Source organism: Pseudomonas sp. FP2254, from assembly GCF_030687695.1.
In the GTDB taxonomy this organism is placed as follows: domain Bacteria; phylum Pseudomonadota; class Gammaproteobacteria; order Pseudomonadales; family Pseudomonadaceae; genus Aquipseudomonas; species Aquipseudomonas quebecensis.
In genome coordinates this window covers 1,811,578-1,836,115 of the sequence record NZ_CP117444.1, presented here as the reverse complement: position 1 = coordinate 1,836,115, position 24,538 = coordinate 1,811,578, and the positions used below count along the sequence as shown (strand labels likewise).

The 24,538-nt window shown below is 61.5% G+C and carries 20 protein-coding genes; 8 read left to right on the top strand and 12 right to left on the bottom strand.

Features of this window, described 5'->3' with window-relative positions; all coding sequences use genetic code 11:
* From PSH94_RS08485 to PSH94_RS08475, 3 genes are all read right to left on the bottom strand, one after another.
* On the bottom strand, positions 1–309 hold the full coding sequence (locus PSH94_RS08485) for a class I SAM-dependent methyltransferase (RefSeq protein ID WP_181081843.1): 309 nt from the start codon (positions 307–309) through the stop codon (positions 1–3).
* Positions 310–569: 260 nt separating this feature from the next.
* On the bottom strand, positions 570–1,004 hold the full coding sequence (locus PSH94_RS08480) for a DoxX family protein (RefSeq protein ID WP_181081842.1): 435 nt from the start codon (positions 1,002–1,004) through the stop codon (positions 570–572).
* A gap of 102 nt (positions 1,005–1,106) precedes the next feature.
* Positions 1,107–2,528, bottom strand: a complete 1,422-nt coding sequence (locus PSH94_RS08475; protein WP_181081841.1) for a transglycosylase SLT domain-containing protein — start codon at positions 2,526–2,528, stop codon at positions 1,107–1,109.
* Positions 2,529–2,762: 234 nt separating this feature from the next.
* Between PSH94_RS08475 and PSH94_RS08470 the strand changes: the two genes are divergently transcribed.
* The 5 genes from PSH94_RS08470 (at position 2,763) to PSH94_RS08450 (ending at position 11,090) form a co-directional block, all read left to right on the top strand.
* Complete coding sequence (locus PSH94_RS08470; RefSeq protein ID WP_181081840.1) at positions 2,763–3,569, top strand: TatD family hydrolase; 807 nt, start codon at positions 2,763–2,765, stop codon at positions 3,567–3,569.
* A 96-nt stretch (positions 3,570–3,665) separates the two neighbouring features.
* Complete coding sequence (locus PSH94_RS08465) at positions 3,666–5,147, top strand: methyl-accepting chemotaxis protein (protein WP_253511460.1); 1,482 nt, start codon at positions 3,666–3,668, stop codon at positions 5,145–5,147.
* 198 nt (positions 5,148–5,345) lie between these two features.
* Positions 5,346–10,046 (top strand): RHS repeat-associated core domain-containing protein, encoded by a 4,701-nt coding sequence (locus PSH94_RS08460; RefSeq protein ID WP_305437108.1) that lies wholly within the window; start codon positions 5,346–5,348, stop codon positions 10,044–10,046.
* Complete coding sequence (locus PSH94_RS08455; protein ID WP_305437107.1) at positions 10,043–10,363, top strand: hypothetical protein; 321 nt, start codon at positions 10,043–10,045, stop codon at positions 10,361–10,363. Before PSH94_RS08460 ends, PSH94_RS08455 begins: the two co-directional genes overlap by 4 nt.
* A gap of 364 nt (positions 10,364–10,727) precedes the next feature.
* Positions 10,728–11,090 carry an Mpo1-like protein gene (locus tag PSH94_RS08450; protein ID WP_181078284.1) on the top strand — a complete coding sequence of 121 codons (363 nt, stop codon included), beginning with the start codon at positions 10,728–10,730 and terminating at the stop codon, positions 11,088–11,090.
* 3 nt (positions 11,091–11,093) lie between these two features.
* Here the strand turns inward: PSH94_RS08450 and PSH94_RS08445 are convergent, their stop codons facing one another.
* The 3 genes from PSH94_RS08445 to PSH94_RS08435 form a co-directional block, all read right to left on the bottom strand.
* Complete coding sequence (locus PSH94_RS08445) at positions 11,094–11,891, bottom strand: acyl-CoA thioesterase II (protein ID WP_266248595.1); 798 nt, start codon at positions 11,889–11,891, stop codon at positions 11,094–11,096.
* An 87-nt stretch (positions 11,892–11,978) separates the two neighbouring features.
* Entirely contained in the window at positions 11,979–12,740 is a 762-nt protein-coding gene (locus PSH94_RS08440) for a CHAD domain-containing protein (protein ID WP_253511450.1), read from the bottom strand.
* Positions 12,741–12,795: 55 nt separating this feature from the next.
* Positions 12,796–13,074: a hypothetical protein gene (locus PSH94_RS08435; protein WP_034096561.1), complete on the bottom strand. Its 279-nt coding sequence runs from the start codon at positions 13,072–13,074 to the stop codon at positions 12,796–12,798.
* A 217-nt stretch (positions 13,075–13,291) separates the two neighbouring features.
* On the opposite strand from PSH94_RS08435, the gene PSH94_RS08430 reads away from it, so the two are divergent.
* Entirely contained in the window at positions 13,292–14,329 is a 1,038-nt protein-coding gene (locus PSH94_RS08430; protein WP_253511447.1) for a patatin-like phospholipase family protein, read from the top strand.
* Between the two features lie 164 nt (positions 14,330–14,493).
* Here the strand turns inward: PSH94_RS08430 and PSH94_RS08425 are convergent, their stop codons facing one another.
* The 6 genes from PSH94_RS08425 to kdpF all read right to left on the bottom strand — a co-directional run bounded on the left by PSH94_RS08425 (position 14,494) and on the right by kdpF (position 22,502).
* Positions 14,494–15,183: a response regulator gene (locus tag PSH94_RS08425; protein WP_181078277.1), complete on the bottom strand. Its 690-nt coding sequence runs from the start codon at positions 15,181–15,183 to the stop codon at positions 14,494–14,496.
* Between the two features lie 37 nt (positions 15,184–15,220).
* Positions 15,221–17,872 carry a sensor histidine kinase KdpD gene (locus tag PSH94_RS08420; protein ID WP_305437105.1) on the bottom strand — a complete coding sequence of 884 codons (2,652 nt, stop codon included), beginning with the start codon at positions 17,870–17,872 and terminating at the stop codon, positions 15,221–15,223.
* Between the two features lie 125 nt (positions 17,873–17,997).
* Complete coding sequence (gene kdpC / locus PSH94_RS08415; protein WP_305437103.1) at positions 17,998–18,543, bottom strand: potassium-transporting ATPase subunit KdpC; 546 nt, start codon at positions 18,541–18,543, stop codon at positions 17,998–18,000.
* Positions 18,544–18,635: 92 nt separating this feature from the next.
* Positions 18,636–20,699, bottom strand: coding sequence for a potassium-transporting ATPase subunit KdpB (gene kdpB, locus PSH94_RS08410; RefSeq protein ID WP_305437102.1), 2,064 nt, complete (start codon positions 20,697–20,699; stop codon positions 18,636–18,638).
* 9 nt (positions 20,700–20,708) lie between these two features.
* Positions 20,709–22,403, bottom strand: coding sequence for a potassium-transporting ATPase subunit KdpA (gene kdpA, locus PSH94_RS08405; protein WP_305437100.1), 1,695 nt, complete (start codon positions 22,401–22,403; stop codon positions 20,709–20,711).
* 9 nt (positions 22,404–22,412) lie between these two features.
* The gene (kdpF, locus tag PSH94_RS08400; protein WP_003218754.1) at positions 22,413–22,502 is read right to left on the bottom strand and encodes a K(+)-transporting ATPase subunit F; all 90 of its coding nucleotides are present in this window, start codon (positions 22,500–22,502) and stop codon (positions 22,413–22,415) included.
* A gap of 385 nt (positions 22,503–22,887) precedes the next feature.
* On the opposite strand from kdpF, the gene eat reads away from it, so the two are divergent.
* Together eat and PSH94_RS08390 are read left to right on the top strand one after the other, a co-directional pair.
* Positions 22,888–24,252, top strand: a complete 1,365-nt coding sequence (eat, locus tag PSH94_RS08395) for an ethanolamine permease (protein WP_305437098.1) — start codon at positions 22,888–22,890, stop codon at positions 24,250–24,252.
* A 111-nt stretch (positions 24,253–24,363) separates the two neighbouring features.
* On the top strand, positions 24,364–24,531 hold the full coding sequence (locus PSH94_RS08390; RefSeq protein WP_012722955.1) for a DUF2897 family protein: 168 nt from the start codon (positions 24,364–24,366) through the stop codon (positions 24,529–24,531).
* The last annotated feature ends 7 nt before the right edge of the window (positions 24,532–24,538 follow it).

Genomic DNA, 24,538 nt, shown 5'->3' with positions numbered 1-24,538 from the left:
TCAGCGCCGTGCGATCAGGCCCTGCCGGGCAATGCGAGTCAGTTGGCGGATCACTTCTTCGGCGTCGTCGGCGTTGGGCGCCTGGATGACTGCAAGGTCGAAGCTGTCACTGGCAAACCGAGCCAGCGAGTCGCCATCTTCGACAAACTGGATCAGGAACGCAGACGGGCGCCCGCTGCGACGCGGCCAGCCATCCAGATAACGCAGGAGCGTCGGCTGGTGCTTGCCGCCAAGGAGAATTTTCGGATTACGTTGAGTGAGGTCCGCGGTGATCGGGGCCAGGCGTATAAGGGGGCGTAGTGCATTCATCGTGTCGTGTCTCTGCCTCAAAAGTCTGCGGGCAGGTGAGAGGCAACACCGAACCAGCGCTTTAGCGGTATTTCGAAGGTACCTCACGAGGGAGAACACACTTCTGTCGGGCTGCATTGAGTCCCGGTGGCGCCCCGCAATTAGCTGTTTAAATCGGCGCATGAACGGCATCCTAGAGAAGCCGGAGGGGCAGTGTCAAGAATCCCGAGCAACGAAAAGGCCCACGCGAGCGTGGGCCTTTTCAGAGACTTGCAGGTAGGTCAGTGGGCGATGGCGCGGTCAGCGGAGAGCCTGCCGGCACCTTCCAGCAATACCGCCAGCGTGCCGCCCAGCAAGGCCAGTGCAAACTCATAACCGTTGTTGGCCATAAACAGGCCGTTATGAATATGCACCGAGAAGATCGCCACCAGCGTCAGGATGGTCAAGCCCAGCGCCGCCGGGCGCACCAGCAGGCCGATGATCAAGGCCAGGCCGGCGAAGAACTCGGTGCCACCCGAGAGCAATGCCATCAGGGTGCCCGGTGCCAGGCCGATGCTTTCCATCCACTGGGCGGTGCCTGCCAGGCCGTAGCCGCCAAACCAGCCAAAGAGTTTTTGCGAACCATGGGCGGCGAAAATGATGCCGACAACAATACGCAGGACAGTCAGGCCATAACCGGCGCGGGTGGACAACAGGCTTTTAATCAGTGGGCTCATGGTACGCATCCTTCGGGAAGTAGGGTTGGTTGGCCGCCATATTAATCAGTTTAGGCAATGATAAAAGCCGAAAAAGTGCGCCATTGATATCGATAAAATCGATTATTTGCGTGAGGCGACTTTCGTTGCGGTCGGCTCCAGGGACTCCCGCTCCCGATCAAACGCCAGGTAGTACTTATTGACGCTGTTGACATAGCTGACAGCCCCCATGCCGACCTGCTCCATGGCGATGCGCTCGACCTGGAAGAACCACTGGTTGGGGTTGAGCCCACGGCGCCTGGCCTCGGTGCGCATCCCTTGAACGCGCTCCGGCCCCATGTTGTAGGCCGCCAGCACAAATGCCATGCGCTCGCGCTCGTTAAGCTTGGGGCTGGCAAAGAATTTTCGGCGGATCATCGCCAGGTAACGCGCGCCGGCCTGCACGTTACCATCAAGGTTCTCGATATTATTGACGCCCACCCGCTGCGCCGCCGAAGGCGTGATTTGCATCAGCCCGGTAGGGCCGCCGCTGTTGCGCGCGCTGGGGTCCAGAGCGGACTCCTTGAACGCCAACGCCGCCAGGTTCAGCCAGTCCATGCCCTGCTCACCTGCATGCTTTTGCAGGATCGGGCGCAGTTTTTCCAGGCGCTGTCGGTCGACGCGGGCCAAAGGGTTGCGCACCTGGTAGAGACGCCGGTAAATGCGCTGAAACGCCACGTCCTGGTCAGCCGGCGTGCGATAGGTTTTAAGGAATCGATCGATACTGGCCCGCAGCATTGACGCGTCCTGGCGCACAAACCAGTACTCGTCGCCGGATTCACTGATGGCCACCTGCTTGTCGAAACGCAACTTGGGCAGGATCTTCGACCAACGCTCGGCAATCGGTTTTTCGACAATGGTCAGGTGGAAGATCCCAGCCTGCACCATCTCCAGCACGTCTTCCACGGCGAGGGTCGGGTCAACCCACTCCACTTTGATAGGGGGCTGCTTATGCAGCGCCAGTTTCTGGTTGACCTGGCTGATGGCATCCGCCGCTGCGCTGCCGGTGGTCAATGCCAACGTCCGACCGGACAATTGCTCCAGCTTGGTAAAGCGCCGCTCACCCTTGACCCCCACCAGCCACAGCGGCACATCGCTGGCGATCGGGTCGCTGGGGCTGATCTTATGCGCCGCCTTTATATCCAGCAGCTCACCGGGCGCGACCAGGTCGCCTTCACCACGGGCCAGCGCGCCGAGCAACTGGTCCTTGGCCTTGGGAATGATTTTGAGGTTGATTGCCTGACCATCGCGGGCATGGCCATTGAGGTATTGCTCGAACGCGCGCAGGCGGTGATATTCCACGCCGATCGCCTGGCCCTGTACTTCGCCGGAGCTGTTGCGACTCTGGTTGACCAGCACGCGCAAAGTACGGCTTGAGCGGATCTCGGCCAGATCGCGGACTTTGCCGGGTTTAGTCACCTCCAACGGGCCGTCCAGACGCGCGACCGCCGCCATGGGCAGCAGCAGCGCGAGGCATAACATCAACAATGCTGAGGGTCGGATCATCCGCTCTCCGGAAAGAATACTGCCCAGCGCACTCGGGAAAACGAGGGGCTGGGGGTCAGAAACAGAGCGCTTTCAGCGCAGGCTTCGCGTGCAACGCGAGCACGGATAAGGCACTTAGCCATCAACCATGTCGGTCGCAACGTTCAAAGACAGCTTTAAACCGTTGTAGTTCTTGGTTTTTCTTATAAATCTACAGCTCTGATATGCTTTCCGGCCGCAGGCGGAGATAGCACCATGCAACTCATTGATATCGGCGTCAACCTGACCAACGCCAGTTTCGACGATAAACACCAGGCGGTTCTCGACCGTGCCTATGCCGCCGGCGTGCAGCAATTGATCCTCACCGGCACCAGCGTCGACGGCAGCGAGCAAGCCCTGGAACTGTGCGTAAAACTCGATCCAGATGGCCAACGCCTGTTCAGCACGGCCGGCATACACCCTCACTCTGCCAGCGATTGGAATGGCGACAGCGCTCAGCGTCTACGCGGTCTGCTCAGCGAGCCGCGAGTGCGTGCGGTGGGTGAGTGCGGCTTGGATTTCAATCGGGATTTCTCCCCACGCCCGCAACAGGAAAAGGTCCTGGAGGCGCACCTGGCCCTGGCCGTCGAACTGAAATTGCCAGTGTTCCTGCACGAGCGTGACGCCAACCAGCGCCTGCTGGAGATCCTCAAGGACTACCGCGACCACCTTACCGCCGCCGTGGTGCATTGCTTCACCGGCGAACGGCAGGCGCTGTTCAGCTATCTCGATCTGGATTTGCACATTGGTATCACCGGCTGGATCTGCGATGAACGCCGTGGGACCCATTTGCATCCGCTTGTCAGAGAAATCCCCCGAGGCCGTCTGATGCTGGAGAGCGACGCGCCTTACCTGTTGCCACGCACGCTGCGACCCAAACCGAAAAACGGCCGCAACGAGCCCGCGTATCTAGGGGAAGTGCTGCGCGAAGTCGCCCTGCACCGCCAGGAAAGCGTGGAAGACCTGGCCCAACACAGCACCGCCAGCGCCCGTAGGTTTTTCGGGTTGCCTACGCTGGATTGATGCGGCGCATTGACCCATGTCAAAACCGGTTTCCTGAATAGCGGCACAATACTGGCACCTTGCCAATGCTGCTTTCGCTATCAGAGAAAACCTTCCATGGGTGCCTGGCTTAGCAATATCTCGTTGAAATACAAATTCTGGGCCGTCAACGCGGTCGCTTTTGTCACCACCCTGCTGCTGGTGCTATATGCCGTGCACCTCGAACAGCAGGCCCGTAGCGCGCAATCCTACGCGTCCGCGCAAGCCCAGGCGCAATTGCTCAGCGCCTGGCCGGCCGATAAGGCGGTGCCGAAAGGTGAACTATGGCTGACGTTCCCGCGCGGCAAAGCCCCACAGCTGGCTGATCAGGATCTGTCAGCCCTGAACGACGCCAGCGGCTGGGTCGAGCTCAACCACCTGCCGTTGTTCGGTGAAAATGTTCTGATCGGCGCGCAAGTCGTGGCCCGCGCGGACGGCCAACAACTCGCCGCGCTCGCCTATGCGCCCAGCCTGAGCCAGGTGTTCAGCGAACGCTTCACCCATTACGCCGTGGCGGTATTGATCCTGATGCTGGCGATGCTCTGCGCCTCCCAGTTGTTGATCCGCTTCCTGCTCAGCCAGCTCAACACCCTCAAGGACGTCATGCTGCATGTGGAGAAAACCGGCGATCTCTCGGCCCGCGTGCCATTGGTGGGCAAGGATGAAGTCGGCCAGATGGCCAGCGCATTCAACGCCATGCAGGCCGGCTACCAACGCGTGGTCAACACCGTGGCGCGCACCGCCCGGCAGCTCGACGAGGGTGCCGCGCGCCTGGCCAGCAGCATGAACGACGTGCAGCACGGCATGCTCGGCCAGCAAAGCGAAACCGACCAGGCCGCCACTGCAATCAATGAAATGACCGCCACCGTGCACCATATCGCCCAGCATGCCGGCGCTACCCGCGACCTGTCTAAAACCGCCGACACCCTGGCGGGCAGCGGCCGCGAGGTAGTGACCCGTGTGCAACGCTCGATCGCCGGGCTGTCCACCGGTGTGCAGCAAACCGCCGAAATGATCCAGAAACTCGCCGAAGACAGCCAAAAAATCAACGGCGTGGTCAGCGTGATTCACAGCATTGCCGAACAGACCAACCTGCTGGCCCTCAACGCCGCCATCGAAGCCGCACGCGCCGGCGAAATGGGCCGCGGTTTCGCCGTGGTCGCCGACGAAGTGCGCAATCTGGCCAAACGCGTGCAAAGCTCTACCGACGAAATCACCCGCATGGTCTCGGCCCTGCAAGCCGGCACCCGCGACGCGGTGGACTTTATGCAGGAAAGCTCATTCAAGGCCGACGACTGCGTGCAACAGGCCCAGGACGCCGGTGCCGCCCTCGCCGACATCACCGACGCCGTGGCGCAGATGCGCGAGAGCAACACCCAGATCGCCGTCGCGGCCGAACAGCAAAGTCATGTCGCCGAAGAGATGAACCGCGCCGTGGTGAGCATCCGCGATGTGACCGAAAACACCGTGCAACAGACCGTGGACTCCGCCACCACCAGCAATGACCTGGCCACCCTCGCTGGGGAGTTGAGCAAGGCGATTGGGCAACTGAAGCTGTAGGAGTATTCAAGCTGTAATCCTCTACCTACAACAACACCACAATTTGCCCGCATTTTTGGCGAAATATCCTCGCTCTTCCGGCGAATAACGCCGACTTCCTTGCTCTGACAATCCCTCCAAAGTCTCTCGCCTGATCACACAGTGCGAGGGATTGCAGATGGTTCTTCCGATAAAGGCCCCGGTCGACGGGGCCGCCTCATGATGGGCGCGACCAGCGAAGCCATTGGCTTTCTGGTACTCGCCGCCCTGGATGCAAAGACCCGCGACGTCGAGTCCGTGCTCAGGGATTTTCGCGGATGCCTCAATAGTTACGACGCCTGGGCCGAGAGTGTCCTCAGCTTTTCGGCGCTGAATATCGAGCAGGTGTTCAAGGCCGGAGATGAAGCGGAGCGGGTCGCGCCGATCAACCGCTCGCTGTTCCCCAGCAGCACCGTTGCAGCATGCCGGGCCGACGGCACCTTGACCTTGGTGCATCGGTTCCAGAGTTCACGGTTCGTACCCATCGGCAATACACCGGTGATCCTCCAGCGCGTCGGTGCAGACGGCACGCTGCTGGGCGAGCCGATTCATAAAACCATCGGGTCCAACGGCATTCTTGAAGTCAAGGAATGCGAGCGTAACCAGCGCTACCGCATCCACTTCTACCCGAATGTATCCGCCGCGCATTTCAAGGCGCTGTACGCCTCTTATCAGGCGGTCATCACGCCGCTGGAGGCGTGGCTGCGCAGCGAATGGTCCGCCACCTTCGAACCGCTGTGGCAGGGCTACTCCGAGGCGAACTTCCTTAAGCGCTACCTCTCGCTCCACGCCGCCTACGCGCGCGGATTCGGCGAAGCGCTGTACTCGCTGTGGGACAACCTCAAGCAACTGTTCCAGTGGCTGTCGGACCCGGTGGCCCATGCCGAGCAATGGCTGCGGTATCTGTCCCAGGCCGAGTTTGACCAGTTGCTGGCGCTCGGTGCCGACGCTATTGCGACGGGCTTGCTGATGCTCAGCGATGAGCCGTTGTTGTTCATTTACCTGGCGGCGATGGTCAGTTGGATGCGCCTGCTGCCACCGCCGTATATGAACGAGCTGCTCGGTGAAATCACCGGCGAGGTGCTGATCAACCTGTTGCTGATCTGGACCACGGCGGGTATGGGCGTGGTGGTTCGCCTGGGCGCGCAGGTGCTGGGTGGGATCAAGTCGCGACGCGCGCGCGAGTGGTTGGAACATTTGGCCGAGCAGTTTGGCAAGGTGCGCGTCGAGGAGCACGCCGAGGTGGCCAGGCCGGTGTTGCTCGGCAGTCAGGCCACAGCGATCAACACGCCACTGGTGGGGCCGCTGAAGGTTGGGGACCAATGGGTTTCCAACCCGGTGATAGCGGCGCGCGACAAGACGCAGAGGACGGTGTTGGTGCGGCAGGAGCCCGTGGACGATGTGCCTGTTTCGGGGAAAAACCCGAACGGGGATGCGGCAGTTTCTTCGGATAAGACCGTCACCAACGGCTGCCCGGTGTCGATGGTTACCGGGGAGGAACTGCTGACCCTGACCGACGGCACGTTGGATGGGATTTTGCCGTTTGAATGGACACGGCTGTATCGCACCAGTGCGGTGGAAGTGGATGTTGGGTTGGGGTTTGGGTGGAGTCATTCGCTGGCGCAGCGGCTGGTGGTCGACGGCGACTCAGTGGTGTGGACGGATCATGAGAACCGGTCGATCACTCTGCCCTTGCCCACGGTTGCTCGACCTGCAATCACCAATAGCTTGGCCGAAGCGGCGATCTATCTGGGGGCTTCGCCGGATGAATTGGTGCTGGCGCAGGCGTCACGGTTTTATCACTTTCGCGATGGCGCATTGGTCTCGATCAGCGATGCGTATGACAACCGCCTGCGGATTGCCCGGGATTTTTCCGGGCGTATCGAGCGAGTGGATAACGGGGTTGGTCGCTCGTTGTTTCTGCGCTACTCGTCCGGTCGCATTGTCGCTGTGGACTACCAGATTCAGCGCGCCAAGGAGCATGAGCCTTACGAATGGCTCACCGAGCAGAACGTTGTTTCCTACGCCTATGACGACCTGGGCCGACTGGTCTCGGCGACCAATGCGGTAGGCGAAAGCGAGGTGTACCGCTACGACGAGCAGCACGTCATTCTTGAGCGTGGACTGGCCGGTGGGGCGAGTTTCTTCTGGGCGTGGGAACGGGCCGGCAAGGCGGCGAGATGCATCCGGCATTGGGCCAGCTTCTCGCAGATGGACACGCGCTATGCCTGGGGTGATGACGGCCGCGTCACGGTGCATAACGCCGATGGCAGCCAGGAAGTGTATGTCCACGATGAACGCGCACGCCTGGTGCAACGTATCGATCCCGATGGCGCGCAGCACTTCAAATCCTACGACGAAAAAGGCCGGCTGACAGTCGAGCAGGACCCGCTGGGGGCGGTGACGGCGTATCAGTACGACGAAGCCGGACGCTTGGTGGCGTTGTTTCCTGGGGATGATGAGCCAACAACCTACGAGCATGACAACGGTTTCGTACGCGTGGTGCGCCGGGGTGGGGCGGTTTGGAAGTACGAGCGCAATGACCAGGGCGATGTCGTTCGTAAGATCGATCCCGATGGGCATGTCACGGATTACAGCTACAACAAATACGGACAACTGACCGGGGTTTGGTACCCGGATCACAGCTGCCATCGGCTGGTGTGGAATGAACGCGGTCAGCTCATTGAGGAGCAACTACCCAATGGCGGGATCAAGCGCTATCGCTATGACGACCTGGGCCGCGAGGTGGCGCGCGAGGATGAGTTCGGCGCGCTGACCCAGTATCAGTTGGACGGTGTGGGCCGGCTGATTCGTCTGACACTGCCAGGGGGTGCCTGTAGGGAATACAGCTACAACCCCTACGGAAAAATCACCGCCGAACGCGACGAACTCGGCCACGTCACCCGCTACGACTACGCCGACGGCCTGCACCTGATCAGCCGCCGCCTCAACGCCGATGGCACTCAGGTCAACTACCGCTACGACAACGTGCGGTTGTTGCTGACCGAAATCGAAAACGAAGTCGGCGAAACCTACCAACTCGACTACCACCCCAACGGCCTGATCCGGCAGGAAACCGGGTTCGACGGCCAACGCACCGCGTACACCTACGACCTCAACGGCCACCTGCAGGAAAAGACCGAACACGGCGACGACGGCAGTCAGCGCATTACCCGTTATGCGCGCGACCACGCCGGTCGCCTCGTACGAAAAACCCTGCCCGATGGCAGCGTCGTTGAATATGCCTACGACCGCCAGGGCAATCTCCTCAGCGTCGACGACGGCCACTGGGCGTTGGCCTACGAATACGACCGCCAAAACCGCCTCACCGCCGAACACCAGGGCTGGGGCACCCTGCGCTACGGCTACGACGCCTGCGGCCAGCTCAAACATTTGCGCCTGCCGGACAACAACCGCGTGGTGTTCAACCACGACAAGGGCGGGCATCTCGCCACCGTCGAACTCAACGGCAAACCGCTGACCTCACACCTGTTCAAATCCGGTCGGGAGCATCAGCGCCAACAAGGCCAACTGCTCAGCCACTACCACTACGACGACCAGCAGCGCCTGCACGCCCACGCCGTCACCCATCAGACCCATCCGCTCTACCAGCGCCAATACGACTACGACCAAGCCGGCAACCTCACCCGCCTGCTCGACACCCGCAAAGGCGAACACCACTACCGCTACGACCCGCTCCAACGCCTGACCCGCGCCGACCATTCCCACGACGTACAGGAACGTTTCGCCCACAACCCGGCCGGCAACCTGCTGATGCAAAACCGCCCCGGCCCCGACATCGTCGCCGGCAACCGCCTGATGATCCAGGGCGACCGCCACTACACCTACGACGCCTTCGGCAACCTGATCCAGGAACGGCGTGGCAAGGGCCGGCAACTCGTCACGGAATACCGCTACGACTGCCAGCACCGGCTGATCGAAATCGCCCAGCCTAACGGCCAAACCGCCAGCTACCGATACGACCCGTTTGGGCGACGCATCAGTAAGACCGTCGATGGCATAACGACAGAGTTTTTCTGGCAAGGCGACAAGCTGATCGCCGAACACCAGGCCGACCGCCACCGCAGTTACCTCTACGAACCCGACAGCTTTCGGCCGTTGGCACTTTTAGAAGGCTTCGGCCCCAAAGAGACAAAACCCTACCACTACCAACTCGACCACCTCGGCACACCCCAGGAACTCACCACCCCCGAGGGCGATATCGTCTGGTCCGCCCACTACCGCGCCTACGGCGAAATCGCCCGCCTCGACGTAGGCAAACTCGACAACCCGCTGCGCTTCCAGGGCCAATACTTCGACAAAGAAAGCGGTCTGCATTACAACCGCCATCGCTACTACAATCCGGATATTGGTCGCTACCTGACGCCGGACCCGGTGAAGTTAGCGGGTGGGATCAATGGGTATCGGTATGTGCCTAATCCGACGGGATGGGTGGATCCGCTGGGGTTGAGTAGGTGTCCGGGTAAATGCCACCCTGCTAAAAGTGCTGACGACCCTGAAAACAGTGCAAAGACAAACGAAGAGCAACCAAAGTTACCCGCACCAGAAAATATTCAGTGGACCGCTCATGGCTACAAACACAGCCCGTCAAAGAGAACACCCTGGAAAGATATTGTAGCCGCAACAAAATCTGGACCAGCTAAGTACAAACCAGGCATTGACATCGAAAAAACAGAAAAAGACGCCTATAGAAACGGCAGCATTACTACTAACGGCAAACCTTGGAAAGTGATGGAGTATCCTGATAGTATCGGAGCAAGCGAGGGAAGCCCGAGTCGCTGGATTCGCATAGAGCTAAGTGCAAACACAATTCACGGCCATCCTATTTCAGAACGTGAGTTCAGGAGATTAACTAAGTGATCTCATTAGATTTCTTACACGGCAAAATTACTTATGATGAGTTTTCATCCCTGCAAAACTTTTCCATAGAGCATCAACTCCAAAACTTAAAAGAAGATATGCTTCAGGTTGAATATCCTAGCGGGTTCCTGCTTGACGTAGGCTGGTATCCGTCTTTCGATACAGAAGGGTGCTTTCAAGTAAAAATTATTAAGGATTTTGACTGGGACTTTCCCATCCTGAGCCTGACTTCAAAATCAATTGACAGCACATGCTCACTACTTGATCTCGCGCAAAATAAAATCAATGAAGAATTAAGAAAACAAAATAACCGCTAACTATCTAACACTATGATTCGCACAAACCCGACGAAAATTCTCACAAGCACAAAACAAGAAAAATCCAGACCAAGCAAGACTAACTAACTGATACCCCAAATCTATAAAAATTCAAAAAAACGCCACATAAAAAATGTACTTAGTCTGCGCCCCCTGAAAGCTATGCTGCTTCCGCTTAAGAAACCCCCCCCCCAAAAAAAAAAAAAAAAAAAAAAAAAAAAAAAAAAAATACCTATTAAATAAATAATCTGTGATTGTAAGTACATACTCACTATCACCCCCATAGCCAACCCCAATTCGCCGCCCCGCCCTGCCCCGCCTAAACTCTATTCAAGTTGTTTCAACGGACAGAGGATTCATCACCATGGGCAAACGTCATCCTAATCTCCCCGCCTGGCAATGGCGCCACTACCCGCAGAACCATCAGCACCCGACCAATCTGGCGCTGCATCTGATCGCGGTGCCGCTGTTTATCATCGGGTTTCTGTTGATCGTGTCCGGGGTGTTCAGCCTGAGCGTGGCCAGTTTTGCCGTAGGAGTGGTCGGTATCCTGGCGGGGTTGGCGTTGCAGCGTCATGGGCATAGCCTGGAAGCTCAGGCCAGTGAGCCGTTCAGTGATCGCAAAGATGCGGTGCAACGGTTGGTGGTCGAGCAGTTCGTGACCTTTCCGCGCTTTGTGGTAAGCGGCGGCTGGTGGCGTGCCTGGCGGCAGCGCCAGCGGCATTGAGGATCAGGCGAACACCGCCACGGTCTGGCGGCTGATGGCGATCAGTTCGCCGGTCGGGCCCCACAGTGCGGCAGCGGCATGGCCGTAGCCGTCGCGGGCGTGTTCGATCTTGACGTAGTACTGGCACCAATCAAGGGTCGTGAGCTTCGCCAGCGGCTGGATGAGCTCAATGGTCCAGGTCAGGGTGCTGCCGGGCGCCGGCTTCTTGAGGTGCGGTAGCAACGCCGGGGGCCAGGCGTCGACCAATGCCAGGATATGCGCTTCGGTCAGCGGCTCCTCTTTCACATCGCCGCGCAGTCGGACCCATCCGCCCATCTCGCGGGATTTGTTGCCGGTAAACGGCAGGCCGCCAACGCTCCAGCGCATCGCCAGGTGGCGCATGAATTCAGGGGTCACGCCTTTGATGTAGGGCAACTCCTGGCAATCGTCCCAGTGTTTGAACGTCGGCGGTGGCTCGCTGGCTACGTCGATTTCCGACTCGCGGGCGCCGCCGAAACTGGCTTGCACCAGCGTGGCCACTTCACCGTTCTGCACCACGCGCCCCAGCAACTGGCTGACGGCCTTGCCTTCACGCAGTACTTCGACTTGATAACTGGCGGCGACCTCAGGCGCCACCGGGCCAACAAACGTCACCGCCAATGAGCGCAAGGGCCTATCGGTGGGAACTTGGGCGCGCAGGGCTTCGTATTGCAAAGCGGCTACCAGGCCGCCGAAAGTCGCTCGGCCTTGGCCCCAGTCGGCGGGAATCGTCACGTCCAGAGGGTGATGACGGGCAGCGTCGAGCAAATCACTGAAGTGCATGGTGACCTCAAAGCGAGAGACAGAAGGCAGATCTTAACGATCCTGCCTACGCGGTACAGCGCCTATTCCGGCCAAAAACCGGACCGGTCAAAAGCAACGCGCGCTGAGCTTGTCCAACACGCGATCCGACTGGCCCTCGGCTTTGTCCAGGGTGCGCTGCCACACCACTACACAGGGCTGCAGGTCTACCTGATGTTCGGCCTGGGCCAACCACTGCAAGCAATCATGCCAGTCGCCAAGCACAGCCTGGGCTTTCTTGAGACGCGAGATGGCATTGGCGGGGAGCTTGTCCAACCGCGGGTACGCCTCGGCGGCGTAGCGCACGCGTTTGATCAACAAGCGCAGGCGATGCCGATCGTGGCCAGGCTCTTTGAGCGCTGCACCGAGCTTATGCCATTGCTTGGCCAAGCGCTTTTCGATACGCGCACGCAAACCCTTGAGCAGCTTTTGGTGTCCGGACGCTCGTATGAAGCGCGGAAAAGCGTCCAGTATCTGTAACAACTGCGCAAGCTCAGGTGATTGAGCCACGTGACGATAGGCATCGGGCTGCGGCCGCAGGCGTCGATCCGCCGCCTCGTGATGACCATGCTGATGCAAATAAGTGGCGAGCACTTCTCGATCACGCAACGGCGTGGTCAATTGGCCGACCGCCCGCGCTGCGTCCTCCAACTGCTCCACGCCGGGTAAACCGCGCAACGGGCGCAGCAGGCTGCGCAGCCGGCGCACGGTAGTGCGCAGGTCATGCAGGGCCTCATCGTCGGTGACTGCAGCGAGCCGAGCCTGGCAGCTCAGTAACCCTACTTCCAGGCCAATGACCTGAGCGACTAACTGATCAACCAACGCTGACATCACTGACTCCCCTGAAAAGGTATGTTTCCTGACGGCTCAAGATGCGCGGTGCGGATCAACGGCCGGCGCGTGATTCTCGAATATAGAAGCGTGCTTTTTCGGCCTTGTTGGCACAACCTTCAAACGCTTCGAATTGCTGCTGGGTTTTCGCGCCGGTCAACAGCGACAAGGCTTTGGAATAGCTCACGGTGCCGGCGAAACCTTCGGCCTTGGCCAGGTCCAGTTCTTTCCAGGCGGCATCCAATTGCGACCCGCAGCTGTCGCGGTAGGCGGTTTTCCCGGCACAACCGGCCAGGGCCAGCACGATCACAGGTACACACATCCAGGCTTTCATTGATGACACCTCAAAAGGAAGAAACAGTCGTAGGGAGTAGACGTTGCCCACGGGGAAAAGTGCCTTGTCCACCAAGGGGAAATCACGCCCGCCGATTGCCAGAGCATACCCGAGCGGCGTGACTATTCTGGAAAAATTGTGCAGGTCGGCGCCGAGCATTGAAGCGGCCCCCTCAATAGGTGCATTGTGGGCGTCTGCGTTGGAAAGGACATGGACCATGAAGAAACGTGTTGCCCTGGTGCTCGGCTCCGGCGGGGCCCGTGGCTACGCCCATATCGGCGTCATCGAGGAGATCGAGCGGCGCGGCTATGACATCGCGTGTATCGCCGGATGTTCCATGGGGGCCGTGGTGGGTGGCATCTACGCCGCCGGCAAGCTGGACGAATATCGCCGCTGGATCGAAAGCCTGGATTACCTGGATGTGCTGCGCCTGGTGGATGTGAGTTTTCGCCTGGGGGCGATCCGCGGCGAGAAGGTCTTCGGACAGATTCGCAAGATCGTCGGCGAACTGAATATCGAAGAGCTGCGCATCCCCTACACCGCCGTCGCCACCGATCTCACCAACCAGCAGGAAATCTGGTTCCAGGAAGGTTGCCTGCATCAGGCCATGCGCGCCTCGGCGGCGATTCCCAGCCTGTTCACACCGGTGATGCAAGGCAACCGCATGCTGGTGGACGGTGGCCTGCTCAACCCGTTACCGATCGTACCCGTCGTCTCGAGCCACTGCGACTTGATCATCGCCGTCAACCTCAACGCGACCAACCAGAAGCACTATCAGCTGCCGGTCATTCCTCGCCCGCCGGCGTTCAAGAGTCGTTTCAACAGCCTGGCCAAGTCACTGGGCTCGCACTTGCCCTTTCGCCGCAAACAGGCCGAGCAGTTAATGAAGCTTGAACAGGAAGCGCTGCAGGCCCAGGCAGCGGATATCAATCCGTGGCTGGAGTCGGCCGAACCCGAATCGCAGCAACCGGCCGCCGCGCCGGAAAAACCCGGTGCGCCGAAGTCGGCGACCGGATCTTTCATCATCGATAATGTCGGCCCGGCGTCGCTGCTGGACCTGATCAACCAGAGCTTCGAGGTGATGCAAACGTCGCTGGCCCAGTACAAGATCGCCGGCTATCCGCCGGATGTGCTGATCAACGTGCCCAAGCGGGTGTGCCGTTTTTTTGAGTTCTACAAGGCACCGGAGTTGATCGCCCTTGGGCGGGAGATTGCCAGCGATACGCTGGATCGGTATGAGAGTGAACAGCCTTGAAGGCGCCGGAGTCAGGCTTGTCCTGGTGAGCAGGCTTGTTGTGGTGAGCAGGCTTGCCCTGCGCTGGGCTGCGAAGCGGCCCCACTTCAGACAATGTGGTTTACCCGACAAACCAAGGCGCCTGGATTTGGGGCATACCCTCTACTCAAACGCCGGAAACGTATTTACGCCCCCAGCAACCGATACCCCACCCCGGCCTCGGTCACAATAAACCTCGGCTGCGTCGGGTCATCCGCCAATTTCTGGCGCAGATGGCCCACCACGATGCGCAGGTAGTGGCTGTCTTCGGTATGGGTCGGGCCCCAGATGTCCTTGAGCAGTTGTTGCTGGGTAATCACCCGACCGGGGTGGCGCGCCAGTTGCGCCAGCACCGCGTATTCCTTGCGGGTCAGCGCCACTTCGGCGCCGTCCAGCAGCACGCGGCGATAGGCCAGATCGACGGTCAACGGGCCGAAGCACAACGCGGCTTCCTGCGCCTCACCCGCCGGGGCCTGGCGCAACAGTGCACGTATCCGCGCGAGAAATTCCTGGATGCCAAAGGGCTTGGTCACATAGTCATTGGCGCCGCCGTCGAGGGCTTCGACCTTCTGCCCTTCGCTGGCGCGTACCGACAGCACCAGCACCGGCACCGTCGACCATTCACGGAATTCGCGCAGCACTTGCTGACCATCCATATCCGGCAGCCCCAGATCCAGCACCAGCAAGTCCGGCTTGCTCAGCGCCGCCTGGGCCAGGCCTTCGTTGCCGGTACCGGCCTCGATCACTTTGTAGCCCTGGGAGGCCAGGCTGATGCGCAGGAACTTGCGGATCTGCGGTTCGTCATCAATGACCAAAATCGTCGCGGTCTGGCTCATGGTGTTCCATCAAAATCCGGGGAGAAAACAGGGTAGCTCACGGCTCACGCTCCAGGCCAGGCTGGGTGGGCAGCGGCAGGTACAGACTGATGCAGGTGCCGCGCCCGTCGATGCCGTCGCCAACGCGAATATGCCCACCGTGCGCGCCAACCATCCCCTGGCAGATCGCCAGGCCCAGGCCAGTGCCCTGCCCGCCGCGATCACCGCGCGCAGCGGTGTAGAACATATCGAAAATTTTCGTGCGCTCCTCCTCGGGAATCCCCGGCCCTTCGTCAGCCACGGCGAAAAACAGCTGGTTGTCCGAGACCCCGGCCTTCAATTGCAGGCGCCCGTGGGGCGGTGAAAAGCGCGCAGCGTTTTCCAGCACATTGACCAGCGCCTGTTCGATCAACGCCGCGTGCACATACAGCAGCGGCAACTCCGGCGGCACATCGGTGCTCACCTGCAACGGCGCCAGCACCGCGCGCAGACGGCCCAGGGCGCTGCCGACGATATCGCCCGGCGACACCCAATCACGCGCCAATTTGAGCGCGCCGTGGCCAAGGCGCGTCATATCCAGCAGGTTCTGGATATAGCGGTCGAGGCGCTCGGCCTCATCGCGGGTGCCCTCAAGCAGTTCGCGACGATCTTCCAGAGGGATGGCCTCGCCCAGCGCCAACAGGCTGTCGATGCTGCCGCGCATGGACGTCAACGGCGTGCGCAAATCGTGGGACACCGAGGCGAGCAAGGCGCTGCGCAGTTGTTCGGTTTCCCCGTGCAGTCGTGCGGACTCCAGCTCCTGCGCCAATTGGGCGCGGGCCAACGCCTGGGCCAGGGGTTGACTCAAGGCCGTGAGCAGGCGACGGCGCTGGCCGCTCAACTCAAGGCCGGGTTTAGCGCTGACGCCCAGCAAACCCAGCGGCCCCTCCTCCCCCGACAGCGGCCACCACCACCAACGCCCGAACGGCAAGGTGCCGGTGCCCATGCCCGCCGGCTGGTCGTGTTGCCAGGCCCAGTCGGCGGCGGCGCGTTCAGCTTCGGTGAACGTCAGCGGGCCGCCGGTCTCCACCGTCCAGCCGCCCTGACCGTCGCGATTGACGAGGCACAAGTCCAGATCGCTCCAGCCCTCCAAGTGATGCGCGGCCGCGCTGATTACCGCCTGGCGGTCGGTGGCGGCGGTGAGTTTGCGTGACAGGTCGAGCAGTTCGCTGGTCTCTTCCTGGGTATCGCGCAAGGCTTGCAGTTGCCGGCGCTGGCGCGCGGCGAGGTTGCCGGTGAGCGCCGCCATGAGCAGGAAGAACAACAGGGTCAGCACGTCTTCTTCACGCTGGATGGCAAATGAGAAGTTCGGCGGAATAAACAGAAAGTCATAGGTCAGGAACGACAACGCCGCGCACACCAGGGACGGTCCCAGGCTGCTGCGTACCGCCACCAGCAACACCGCCGCGAGGAACACCAGCGAAATATTCGGCAGCGGCAACACACTGGACACCGCCCACGCCACGCCAGCGGCCACCAGGGTGGCTACCACCGCCAGGGCGTAATCGAACCACACCAGGCCGCGCACTTCCGGTAGACGTGGCGCAGCCGGGGTATCGTCGCTGTCGAGCACGTTGATTTCCAGGCCCCGGGCATTGCGCAGCAGCCGTGCGGCCAGGCCGCCCCCGAACACCTGGCGATGCCAACGCTTGCGCGACTGCCCCACCAGCAGCAGGCTGGCGCGACGCTCGGCGGCGTGCTGGATCAAGGTCTTGGCCACCTCGCCGGCGCGCAACAGCACCACCTCCCCGCCCAGCCGCTCGGCCAATTGCTGGGCGTTTTGCAGGCGCAGGCGCGATTGTTCGTCCCGTGCGCGACCGTTGTCGATGTGCACCAGGCTCCACGGCAGATGCCGACGCTGCGCCACGCGGCTGGCGTGGCGCACCAGGCGTTCGGCCTGGGCATCGCCATCCACGCCCACCAGCAAACGCCCGCGCACCGCTGGCGCGGCCTGGCCGAGTTGGCGGTAGCCCTGGGCCAGATCGTCGTCGACGTGGGCCGCGGCGGTCTGCATCGCCAACTCGCGCAGCGCCATCAGATTGGTCTGGGTGAAGAACGCATCGATGGCCGCGCGCGCCTGCTCCGGCACGTAGACCTTGCCGTCGCGCAGGCGCTCGAGCAGTTCGCGGGATGGCAGGTCGATCAGCAGCAGTTCGTCGGCCTCCTGCAACACCCAGTCCGGCAGGGTTTCACGCACCTGCACGCCGGTGATGCCGCGCACCTGGTCGTTGAGGCTTTCCAGGTGCTGGACGTTAACCGTGGTGAACACGTCGATACCGGCGGCCAGCAGTTCCTGGATGTCCTGCCAGCGTTTTTCATGGCGGCTGCCGGGGGCGTTGCTGTGGGCCAGCTCGTCCACCAGCACCAGCTTGGGCCTGGCCGCGAGCAGGCCGTCGAGGTCCATTTCTTCAAGTGTCACGCCACGGTACTCGCGGCGCACCAAGGGTTGCTGCGGCAGGCCACCGAGCAAGGCTTCGGTTTCGGCGCGGCCGTGGGTTTCGACCACACCGGCGATCAATTTCACGCCCTGGCGCAGCTGGGTATGGGCGGCCTGGAGCATTGCGTAGGTCTTGCCCACACCCGGCGCGGCCCCAAGAAAGACTTTGAGCCGGCCACGGCCGTCCCGGGGCAGATCGGCTAACAGGGCGTCGGCGCGGCCGGAGTCGCTCATGCTCGTTGGTTCCTTACGGTGTTTATTGGTTGCGCTTCAGGCCGCCTTCACGGGCAAGCCCGCTCCCACATTTGGAATGCATACTCCTGTGGAAGCGGGCTTGCCCGCGAAGGCGGTTTCACTGCTTACAATTTTTCCAGGGCCATGTTCAATGCCAACACATTCACCACCGGCGGGCCCACCAGCGGGCTTTCGATGTGTTCATCCAGCAACCGCTGCAACGTGGCCACCGGCACGTTCCGCGCCGCCGCCACGCGCGCCAGTTGATAGGTAATCGCCTGCGGTGGCAAGTGTGGATCAAGTCCGCTGCCAGAGGTCGTCAGCGAGGCCAATGGCACCGGCCCCTGGCTGGGCACCAACTGTTTAGTGGCATCGTCGAATACGCGCGCAGCCAACGCCGGGTTGCTCGGCCCGAGGTTGCTGGCGCTGCTCGACACCGTGGCAAAAGCGCCGGCGGACGGACGCGGGTGGAACCAGCGGTCACCGGTAAATTCCTGGGCGATCAGGCTGGAACCGCGCACTTTGCCGCTGGCGTCGCGCACCAGGCTGCCGTTGGCCTGGTCGGGGAATGCCAGCTGGGCCACGCCGGTGACCACCAACGGGTAAGCGATGCCGGTGATCAGAGTCATCAGAACCAACAGGCTGATGGCTGGGCGAATGATAGGGGTCATGTTCATATCCTCAATCAGTTGAGAAACCCGGTGGTGAGGGCGCCGGGGCCGCTGCCCGAGCAAGCGCCCTCACCACGCAAACAGGCTTGGAGTTACACCAGGTGCAAGGCGGTCAGCAGCATGTCGATGGCCTTGATGCCCACGAACGGCACCAGAATCCCGCCCAGCCCGTAGATCAACAGATTGCGGCGCAGCAAGGCCGCCGCACTCGCCGCCTGCACCCGTACACCGCGCAGTGCCAGCGGGATCAGCACCACGATAATCAGCGCATTGAACACAATCGCCGACAGGATCGCGCTCTGCGGGCTCTGCAGGTGCATCACGTTGAGCACGCCCAGTTGCGGGTAGATCGAGGCAAACAACGCCGGCAGGATCGCGAAATATTTGGCCACGTCGTTGGCGATGGAAAACGTGGTCAGCGCGCCGCGGGTCACCAGCAGTTCCTTGCCGATCTGCACCACGTCCAGCAACTTGGTGGGGTCGCTGTCGAGGTCGACCATGTTGGCGGCCTCGCGGGCGGCCTGGGTGCCGTCGTTCATGGCCATGCCGACATCCGCCTGAGCCAGCGCCGGGGCGTCGTTGGCGCCGTCGCCGCACATCGCAACCAGGCGACCGTCATTCTGCTCATGGCGAATGCGCGCGAGTTTTTTCTCCGGAGTGGCTTCGGCGAGGACGTCATCCACGCCGGCTTCGGCGGCAATCGCGGCGGCGGTCAGCGGGTTGTCGCCGGTGACCATCACGGTGCGAATCCCCAGCTTGCGCAGCTCGGCGAAACGTTCACGGATACCCGGTTTGACCACGTCCTTGAGGTGAATCGCGCCGAGCAATTTGCCATCGGCACACACCAGCAAAGGCGTGCCGCCGCTCTGGGCGATCTTGTCGATCTCCCGCGACATGGCCGGTTGCAGGTCGCCGCGTTGCTGGCCGATAAACGCCAGCAGCGAATCCACCGCGCCTTTGCGGAACACGCGGCCTTGGTAGTCGACACCGGACAAGCGGGTTTCGGCGCTGAACGGCACGCCGGTCAGTTCATCCGGGGTCGGTTCAGCCTGTGGGTGCAGGGCGCGCAGGTATTCGACGATGGATTTGCCTTCCGCGGTGTCATCCGCCAGGGACGCCAGCAGCGCGCCCTCGGCCAGCTCGCGGCCGCTTATGCCAGGCGCCGCCAGCACTGCCGCGCAACGACGGTTACCGAACGTGATGGTGCCGGTCTTGTCCAGCAGCAGCACATGCACGTCCCCCGCCGCTTCCACGGCGCGGCCGGACTTGGCGATCACGTTCAGACGCACCAGACGGTCCATGCCGGCGATGCCGATGGCCGACAACAAACCGCCAATGGTCGTAGGAATCAGCGTTACCAGCAGTGCGACCAGGAACACCAGAGGCAAGCTGCCATTGGCGAAGTGGGCGAACGGCTGCAGCGTCACCACCACCAGCAGGAAGATCAGGGTCAGGCCGATCAGCAGGATGTCCAGCGCGACTTCGTTGGGAGTTTTCTGGCGTTTGGCGCCTTCCACCAGCGCGATCATGCGGTCCAGTGTGGACTCGCCGGGGTTGGCGGTGATCCGCACCAGCAGCCAGTCGGAAACCAGCCGCGTGTTGCCGGTCACAGCCGAACGGTCGCCGCCGGACTCACGGATTACCGGCGCGGATTCGCCCGTGATCGCCGCCTCATTGACCGCCGCGATGCCTTCGATAACCTCACCGTCACCGGGGATCATCTCCCCGGCGGCAACGCGCACCACATCGCCTTTACGCAAGCTGGTGGCCGGCACGACCTTGAAGCTGCCATCGGCTTCCTTGCGCCGCGCGCTGAGCCCTTCACTGCCGGCCTTGAGACTGTCGGCGCGGGCCTTGCCACGCCCTTCGGCCAAGGCTTCGGCGAAGTTGGCAAACAGCACGGTGAACCATAGCCACACGGCGATTTGCACGGCGACGAACGTGGGCACCGCCGTGTCCGGCACGAAGCACAGTACCGTGGTGAGGATCGCCGTGAGTTCCACCACCAGCATGACCGGCGAGCGTTGCAGTTGACGCGGATCCAGCTTGACGAAGGACTGCACCAGTGCCGGGCGCCACAGCGCGGAGATGGCGGTCTTGGCCGGCTCCTGGGGTTTGACCGGGGCGGCATTTTTTACAGGCATATTCATTTTCATATCCCTTTTCTAGAAGCCCATGCTCAAGTGTTCAGCGATAGGCCCCAACGCCAGTGTCGGCAGGAAAGTCAGGCCGCCCACCAGCAGAATGGTCACGGTCAACAGGGTCACAAACAGCGGGCCGTGGGTCGGGAAGCTGTTCTGGCCAATCGGTGCGCTCTTCTTCATCGCCAGGCTGCCGGCCAGGGCCAGTACCGGGAGGATGTAACCGAAGCGGCCGATCAACATGCCCAGGCCCAGCATCAGGTTGTGGAACGGCGTGTTGGCACTCAGGCCGCCGAATGCCGAACCGTTGTTGGCGCTGGCGGAGGTGTAGGCATAGAGCAACTGGCTGAAACCGTGGGGTCCGGGGTTGCTGATGGCGGAGGCCGGGCCCGGCAGGCTGGCGGCGATGGCACCCAGTACCAGCACGCCAACCGGCATCACCAGCAAGGTCACCACCAGCAGTTGCACTTCTTTGGCCTGCAGTTTTTTGCCCAGGTATTCCGGGGTGCGGCCGATCATCAGGCCGGCGAGGAACACCGCAATCAACACGTTGAGCAACATGCCGTACATGCCGGCACCGACGCCGCCGAAGATCACCTCGCCGACCATCATATTGACCAGCGCCACCATGCCGCTGAGGGGGCTGAGGCTGTCCTGCATGCCGTTGACCGAGCCGTTGGACGCGGCGGTGGTGGTCACCGACCAAAGCACGGTGCCGGTGGTACCGAAGCGCGCTTCCTTGCCTTCCAGCGGTGCGGTTTGCTCCACCGCCGGGTTGTTCAGGGTCGGGTTGGGCTGGTACTCGGACCACAGCGAGGTCGCGCCACCGATCAGGAACAGCGCCAGCATGCAGCCGAGGATCGCGCGGCTCTGACGCAGGTCTTTGACGTAGTGACCAAAAGTGAATACCAACGCCACCGGAATCAGGATGATCGACGCCACTTCGAACAGGTTGGCCCAGGCAGTCGGGTCTTCAAACGGATGGGCCGAGTTGACGCCGAAGAAACCACCGCCGTTGGTGCCCAGTTGCTTGATCGCAATCTGGCTGGCGGCCGGGCCGAGGGGAATCACCTGATCCACGCCCTGCAGCGTCACGGCATCAACATAATGGGCGAAGGTCTGCGGCACACCCTGCCACACCAGGAACAGCGCCAGTACCAGGCACAGTGGCAGCAGGCCATAGAGGGTGGCGCGGGTCATATCGACCCAGAAGTTACCCAAGGTGCGTGCGGATTTGCGACCGATCCCACGGCAAAGCGCGACCAAGACGGCAAGGCCGGTGGCTGCACTGACGAAGTTCTGCACGGTCAGGCCGGCCATCTGACTGAGGTAGCTCAGGGACGCCTCACCGCTGTAGGACTGCCAGTTGGTATTGGTCATGAAACTGACCGCCGTATTGAAAGCCAGCGTCCATTCCTGGCCTGGCAAATTCTGCGGATTCAGTGGGAGAGCACCTTGGAACAACAGGATCGCGAACAACAGCAAAAAACCCGCAAGGTTGAACGCCAGCAGGGCCAGCATGTATTTCTGCCAGCTTTGCTCCTGCTGCGCGTCCACGCCCGACAGGCGATAACAGGCTTTTTCGACAGGCCCCAGCACGGGGCTCAGCCAGGTGCGCTGGCCTTCCATTACCTTGTAGTAGAACCGCCCCAGAAACGGCGCCGGCACCAGCACCACGGCGAAGAAGGCGATGATCAGCCAATAGTCATAACTGTGCATAGCCTGCTCCTAGTTCCGATCCGCGCGTAACAGCGCAACCAGCAGATAAATGAACAGCGCCACGGCCAATAGCAGTGACACCCCGTCCAGAACGCTCATGGAAGTCTCTCCGTTTAGCGGCGAGTGCCGCGTGTGGGGCAATTGTCGGCAGGAATGGTGTAAAGGAACGAGAGCGAGGGCGTGGGCGGGGCGTAAAGACGGCGTAAAGAGTGGGTTTATGCGGGTGCTGGGGTGGACGCTATCGGGGTTCAAGCCCCCTCCCACATTTGCCCGGGTACATCCTAGGTCAACCTGTGGGAGGGGGCTTGCCCCCGATAGCGCCGGCCCGGCCACCGCCGCACCTGACTGGTGCAACACCACAAAACTTCAAACGCCAAACCATCCCCCACACGACAGTTGCGCCTCTTTACGACACGGTTGCGCGCCATGGCATGGCCGCTGCAACACCTTGAACCATTCCAACCCGTTCAAGGAGCGCCACACGATGAACACACAACTCAAACCCACCTTGGGCACCCTGCATCTCTGGGGCATCGCCGTCGGGCTGGTGATCTCCGGGGAGTACTTCGGCTGGAGCTACGGCTGGGGTGTAGCCGGAACCCTGGGGTTCCTGGCGACCTCATTGATGGTGGCCGCGATGTACACCTGCTTCATCTTCAGCTTCACCGAGCTGACCACCGCGATTCCCCATGCCGGCGGGCCGTTTGCCTACAGCCGTCGAGCCTTCGGTGAGAAAGGCGGCCTGATCGCCGGGTTGGCCACCTTGATCGAATTCGTCTTCGCGCCACCCGCCATCGCCCTGGCCATCGGCGCCTACCTGAACGTGCAGTTCCCGGCCCTGGACCCGAAACACGCAGCCGTCGGCGCCTACATCGTGTTCATGGGTCTGAACATCCTCGGCGTGAAACTCGCCGCCACCTTCGAGTTGGTGGTGTGCGTACTCGCCGTCGCCGAACTGCTGGTGTTCATGGGCGTGGTCGCGCCGGCGTTCAGCTTCAGTAACTTTGCCCTCAACGGCTGGGCCGGCTCCGACACCTTTGGCGCCCCGGCGATTGCCGGCATGTTCGCGGCAATCCCCTTCGCCATCTGGTTCTTCCTTGCCATCGAAGGCGCGGCCATGGCCGCCGAGGAAGCGAAAGATCCCAAGCGCACCATTCCAAAAGCCTACATCAGCGGCATCCTGACCCTGGTGATCCTAGCCATGGGCGTGATGTTCTTCGCCGGCGGCGTGGGCGACTGGCGCGCCCTGTCGAACATCAACGACCCATTGCCACAAGCCATGAAAACCGTCGTGGGCGACAGCTCCGGCTGGTTGCACATGCTGGTGTGGATCGGCCTGTTCGGTCTTGTGGCGAGTTTCCACGGCATCATCCTGGGCTACTCGCGCCAGTTCTTCGCCCTGGCACGCGCCGGTTACCTGCCACCTTTCCTCGCCAAGTTGTCGCGCTTTCAGACACCGCACCGCGCCATCATTGCCGGCGGCGTGGTCGGTATCGCCGCCATCTACAGCGACGGCCTGATCAACCTGGGCGGCATGACCCTGACCGCGGCAATGATCACCATGGCCGTATTCGGCGCCATCGTGATGTACATCATGAGCATGCTCAGCCTGTTCAAACTGCGTAAGACCGAACCGCTGCTGGAGCGCACGTTCCGCGCACCCGGTTATCCCATCGTGCCGGGCATTGCGCTGGTACTGGCGGTGGTGTGCCTGGTGGCAATGGCCTGGTTCAATGCCTTGATCGGGCTGATCTTCCTGGGCTTTATGCTCGCCGGCTTCATCTACTTCCAACTGACAGCCCAGGACCGCGCCGATGCGCCAGCGGATGCGATGCTGACAGGGCTTTAAGGTTTCTGAGGCGGAACAGGCCTACACTGAACTACTCAGAAAGCCTGTAACTCAAAGCAGTTATTACCGTGGGAAAACTCTCCCACGGCAATCTGCCTCAAGGAGAGCGTTATGCCGTGGTATGCATGGTTGATTTTAGTGGTGGCAATCGGGTCGATCGTCGGTGGCCTGATGATGCTGCGCGACAGCGCCAACAAGGTTGAACTCACCGACGAACAACGCAAGCGCGTGGCCGAGCGAAATGCGCAGGCGGATGCCAAGGATGCGCAGGATCGCTGAACCTTGG

What these genes read in the sequence shown, in the direction of transcription:
- PSH94_RS08485 (WP_181081843.1), bottom strand. Translation starts at nt 309, where the DNA reads ATGAATGCACTACGCCCCCTTATACGCCTGGCCCCGATCACCGCGGAC.
- PSH94_RS08480 (WP_181081842.1), bottom strand. Translation starts at nt 1,004, where the DNA reads ATGAGCCCACTGATTAAAAGCCTGTTGTCCACCCGCGCCGGTTATGGC.
- PSH94_RS08475 (WP_181081841.1), bottom strand. Translation starts at nt 2,528, where the DNA reads ATGATCCGACCCTCAGCATTGTTGATGTTATGCCTCGCGCTGCTGCTG.
- PSH94_RS08470 (WP_181081840.1), top strand. Translation starts at nt 2,763, where the DNA reads ATGCAACTCATTGATATCGGCGTCAACCTGACCAACGCCAGTTTCGAC.
- PSH94_RS08465 (WP_253511460.1), top strand. Translation starts at nt 3,666, where the DNA reads ATGGGTGCCTGGCTTAGCAATATCTCGTTGAAATACAAATTCTGGGCC.
- PSH94_RS08460 (WP_305437108.1), top strand. Translation starts at nt 5,346, where the DNA reads ATGATGGGCGCGACCAGCGAAGCCATTGGCTTTCTGGTACTCGCCGCC.
- PSH94_RS08450 (WP_181078284.1), top strand. Translation starts at nt 10,728, where the DNA reads ATGGGCAAACGTCATCCTAATCTCCCCGCCTGGCAATGGCGCCACTAC.
- PSH94_RS08445 (WP_266248595.1), bottom strand. Translation starts at nt 11,891, where the DNA reads ATGCACTTCAGTGATTTGCTCGACGCTGCCCGTCATCACCCTCTGGAC.
- PSH94_RS08440 (WP_253511450.1), bottom strand. Translation starts at nt 12,740, where the DNA reads ATGTCAGCGTTGGTTGATCAGTTAGTCGCTCAGGTCATTGGCCTGGAA.
- PSH94_RS08435 (WP_034096561.1), bottom strand. Translation starts at nt 13,074, where the DNA reads ATGAAAGCCTGGATGTGTGTACCTGTGATCGTGCTGGCCCTGGCCGGT.
- PSH94_RS08430 (WP_253511447.1), top strand. Translation starts at nt 13,292, where the DNA reads ATGAAGAAACGTGTTGCCCTGGTGCTCGGCTCCGGCGGGGCCCGTGGC.
- PSH94_RS08425 (WP_181078277.1), bottom strand. Translation starts at nt 15,183, where the DNA reads ATGAGCCAGACCGCGACGATTTTGGTCATTGATGACGAACCGCAGATC.
- PSH94_RS08420 (WP_305437105.1), bottom strand. Translation starts at nt 17,872, where the DNA reads ATGAGCGACTCCGGCCGCGCCGACGCCCTGTTAGCCGATCTGCCCCGG.
- kdpC (WP_305437103.1), bottom strand. Translation starts at nt 18,543, where the DNA reads ATGACCCCTATCATTCGCCCAGCCATCAGCCTGTTGGTTCTGATGACT.
- kdpB (WP_305437102.1), bottom strand. Translation starts at nt 20,699, where the DNA reads ATGAAAATGAATATGCCTGTAAAAAATGCCGCCCCGGTCAAACCCCAG.
- kdpA (WP_305437100.1), bottom strand. Translation starts at nt 22,403, where the DNA reads ATGCACAGTTATGACTATTGGCTGATCATCGCCTTCTTCGCCGTGGTG.
- kdpF (WP_003218754.1), bottom strand. Translation starts at nt 22,502, where the DNA reads ATGAGCGTTCTGGACGGGGTGTCACTGCTATTGGCCGTGGCGCTGTTC.
- eat (WP_305437098.1), top strand. Translation starts at nt 22,888, where the DNA reads ATGAACACACAACTCAAACCCACCTTGGGCACCCTGCATCTCTGGGGC.
- PSH94_RS08390 (WP_012722955.1), top strand. Translation starts at nt 24,364, where the DNA reads ATGCCGTGGTATGCATGGTTGATTTTAGTGGTGGCAATCGGGTCGATC.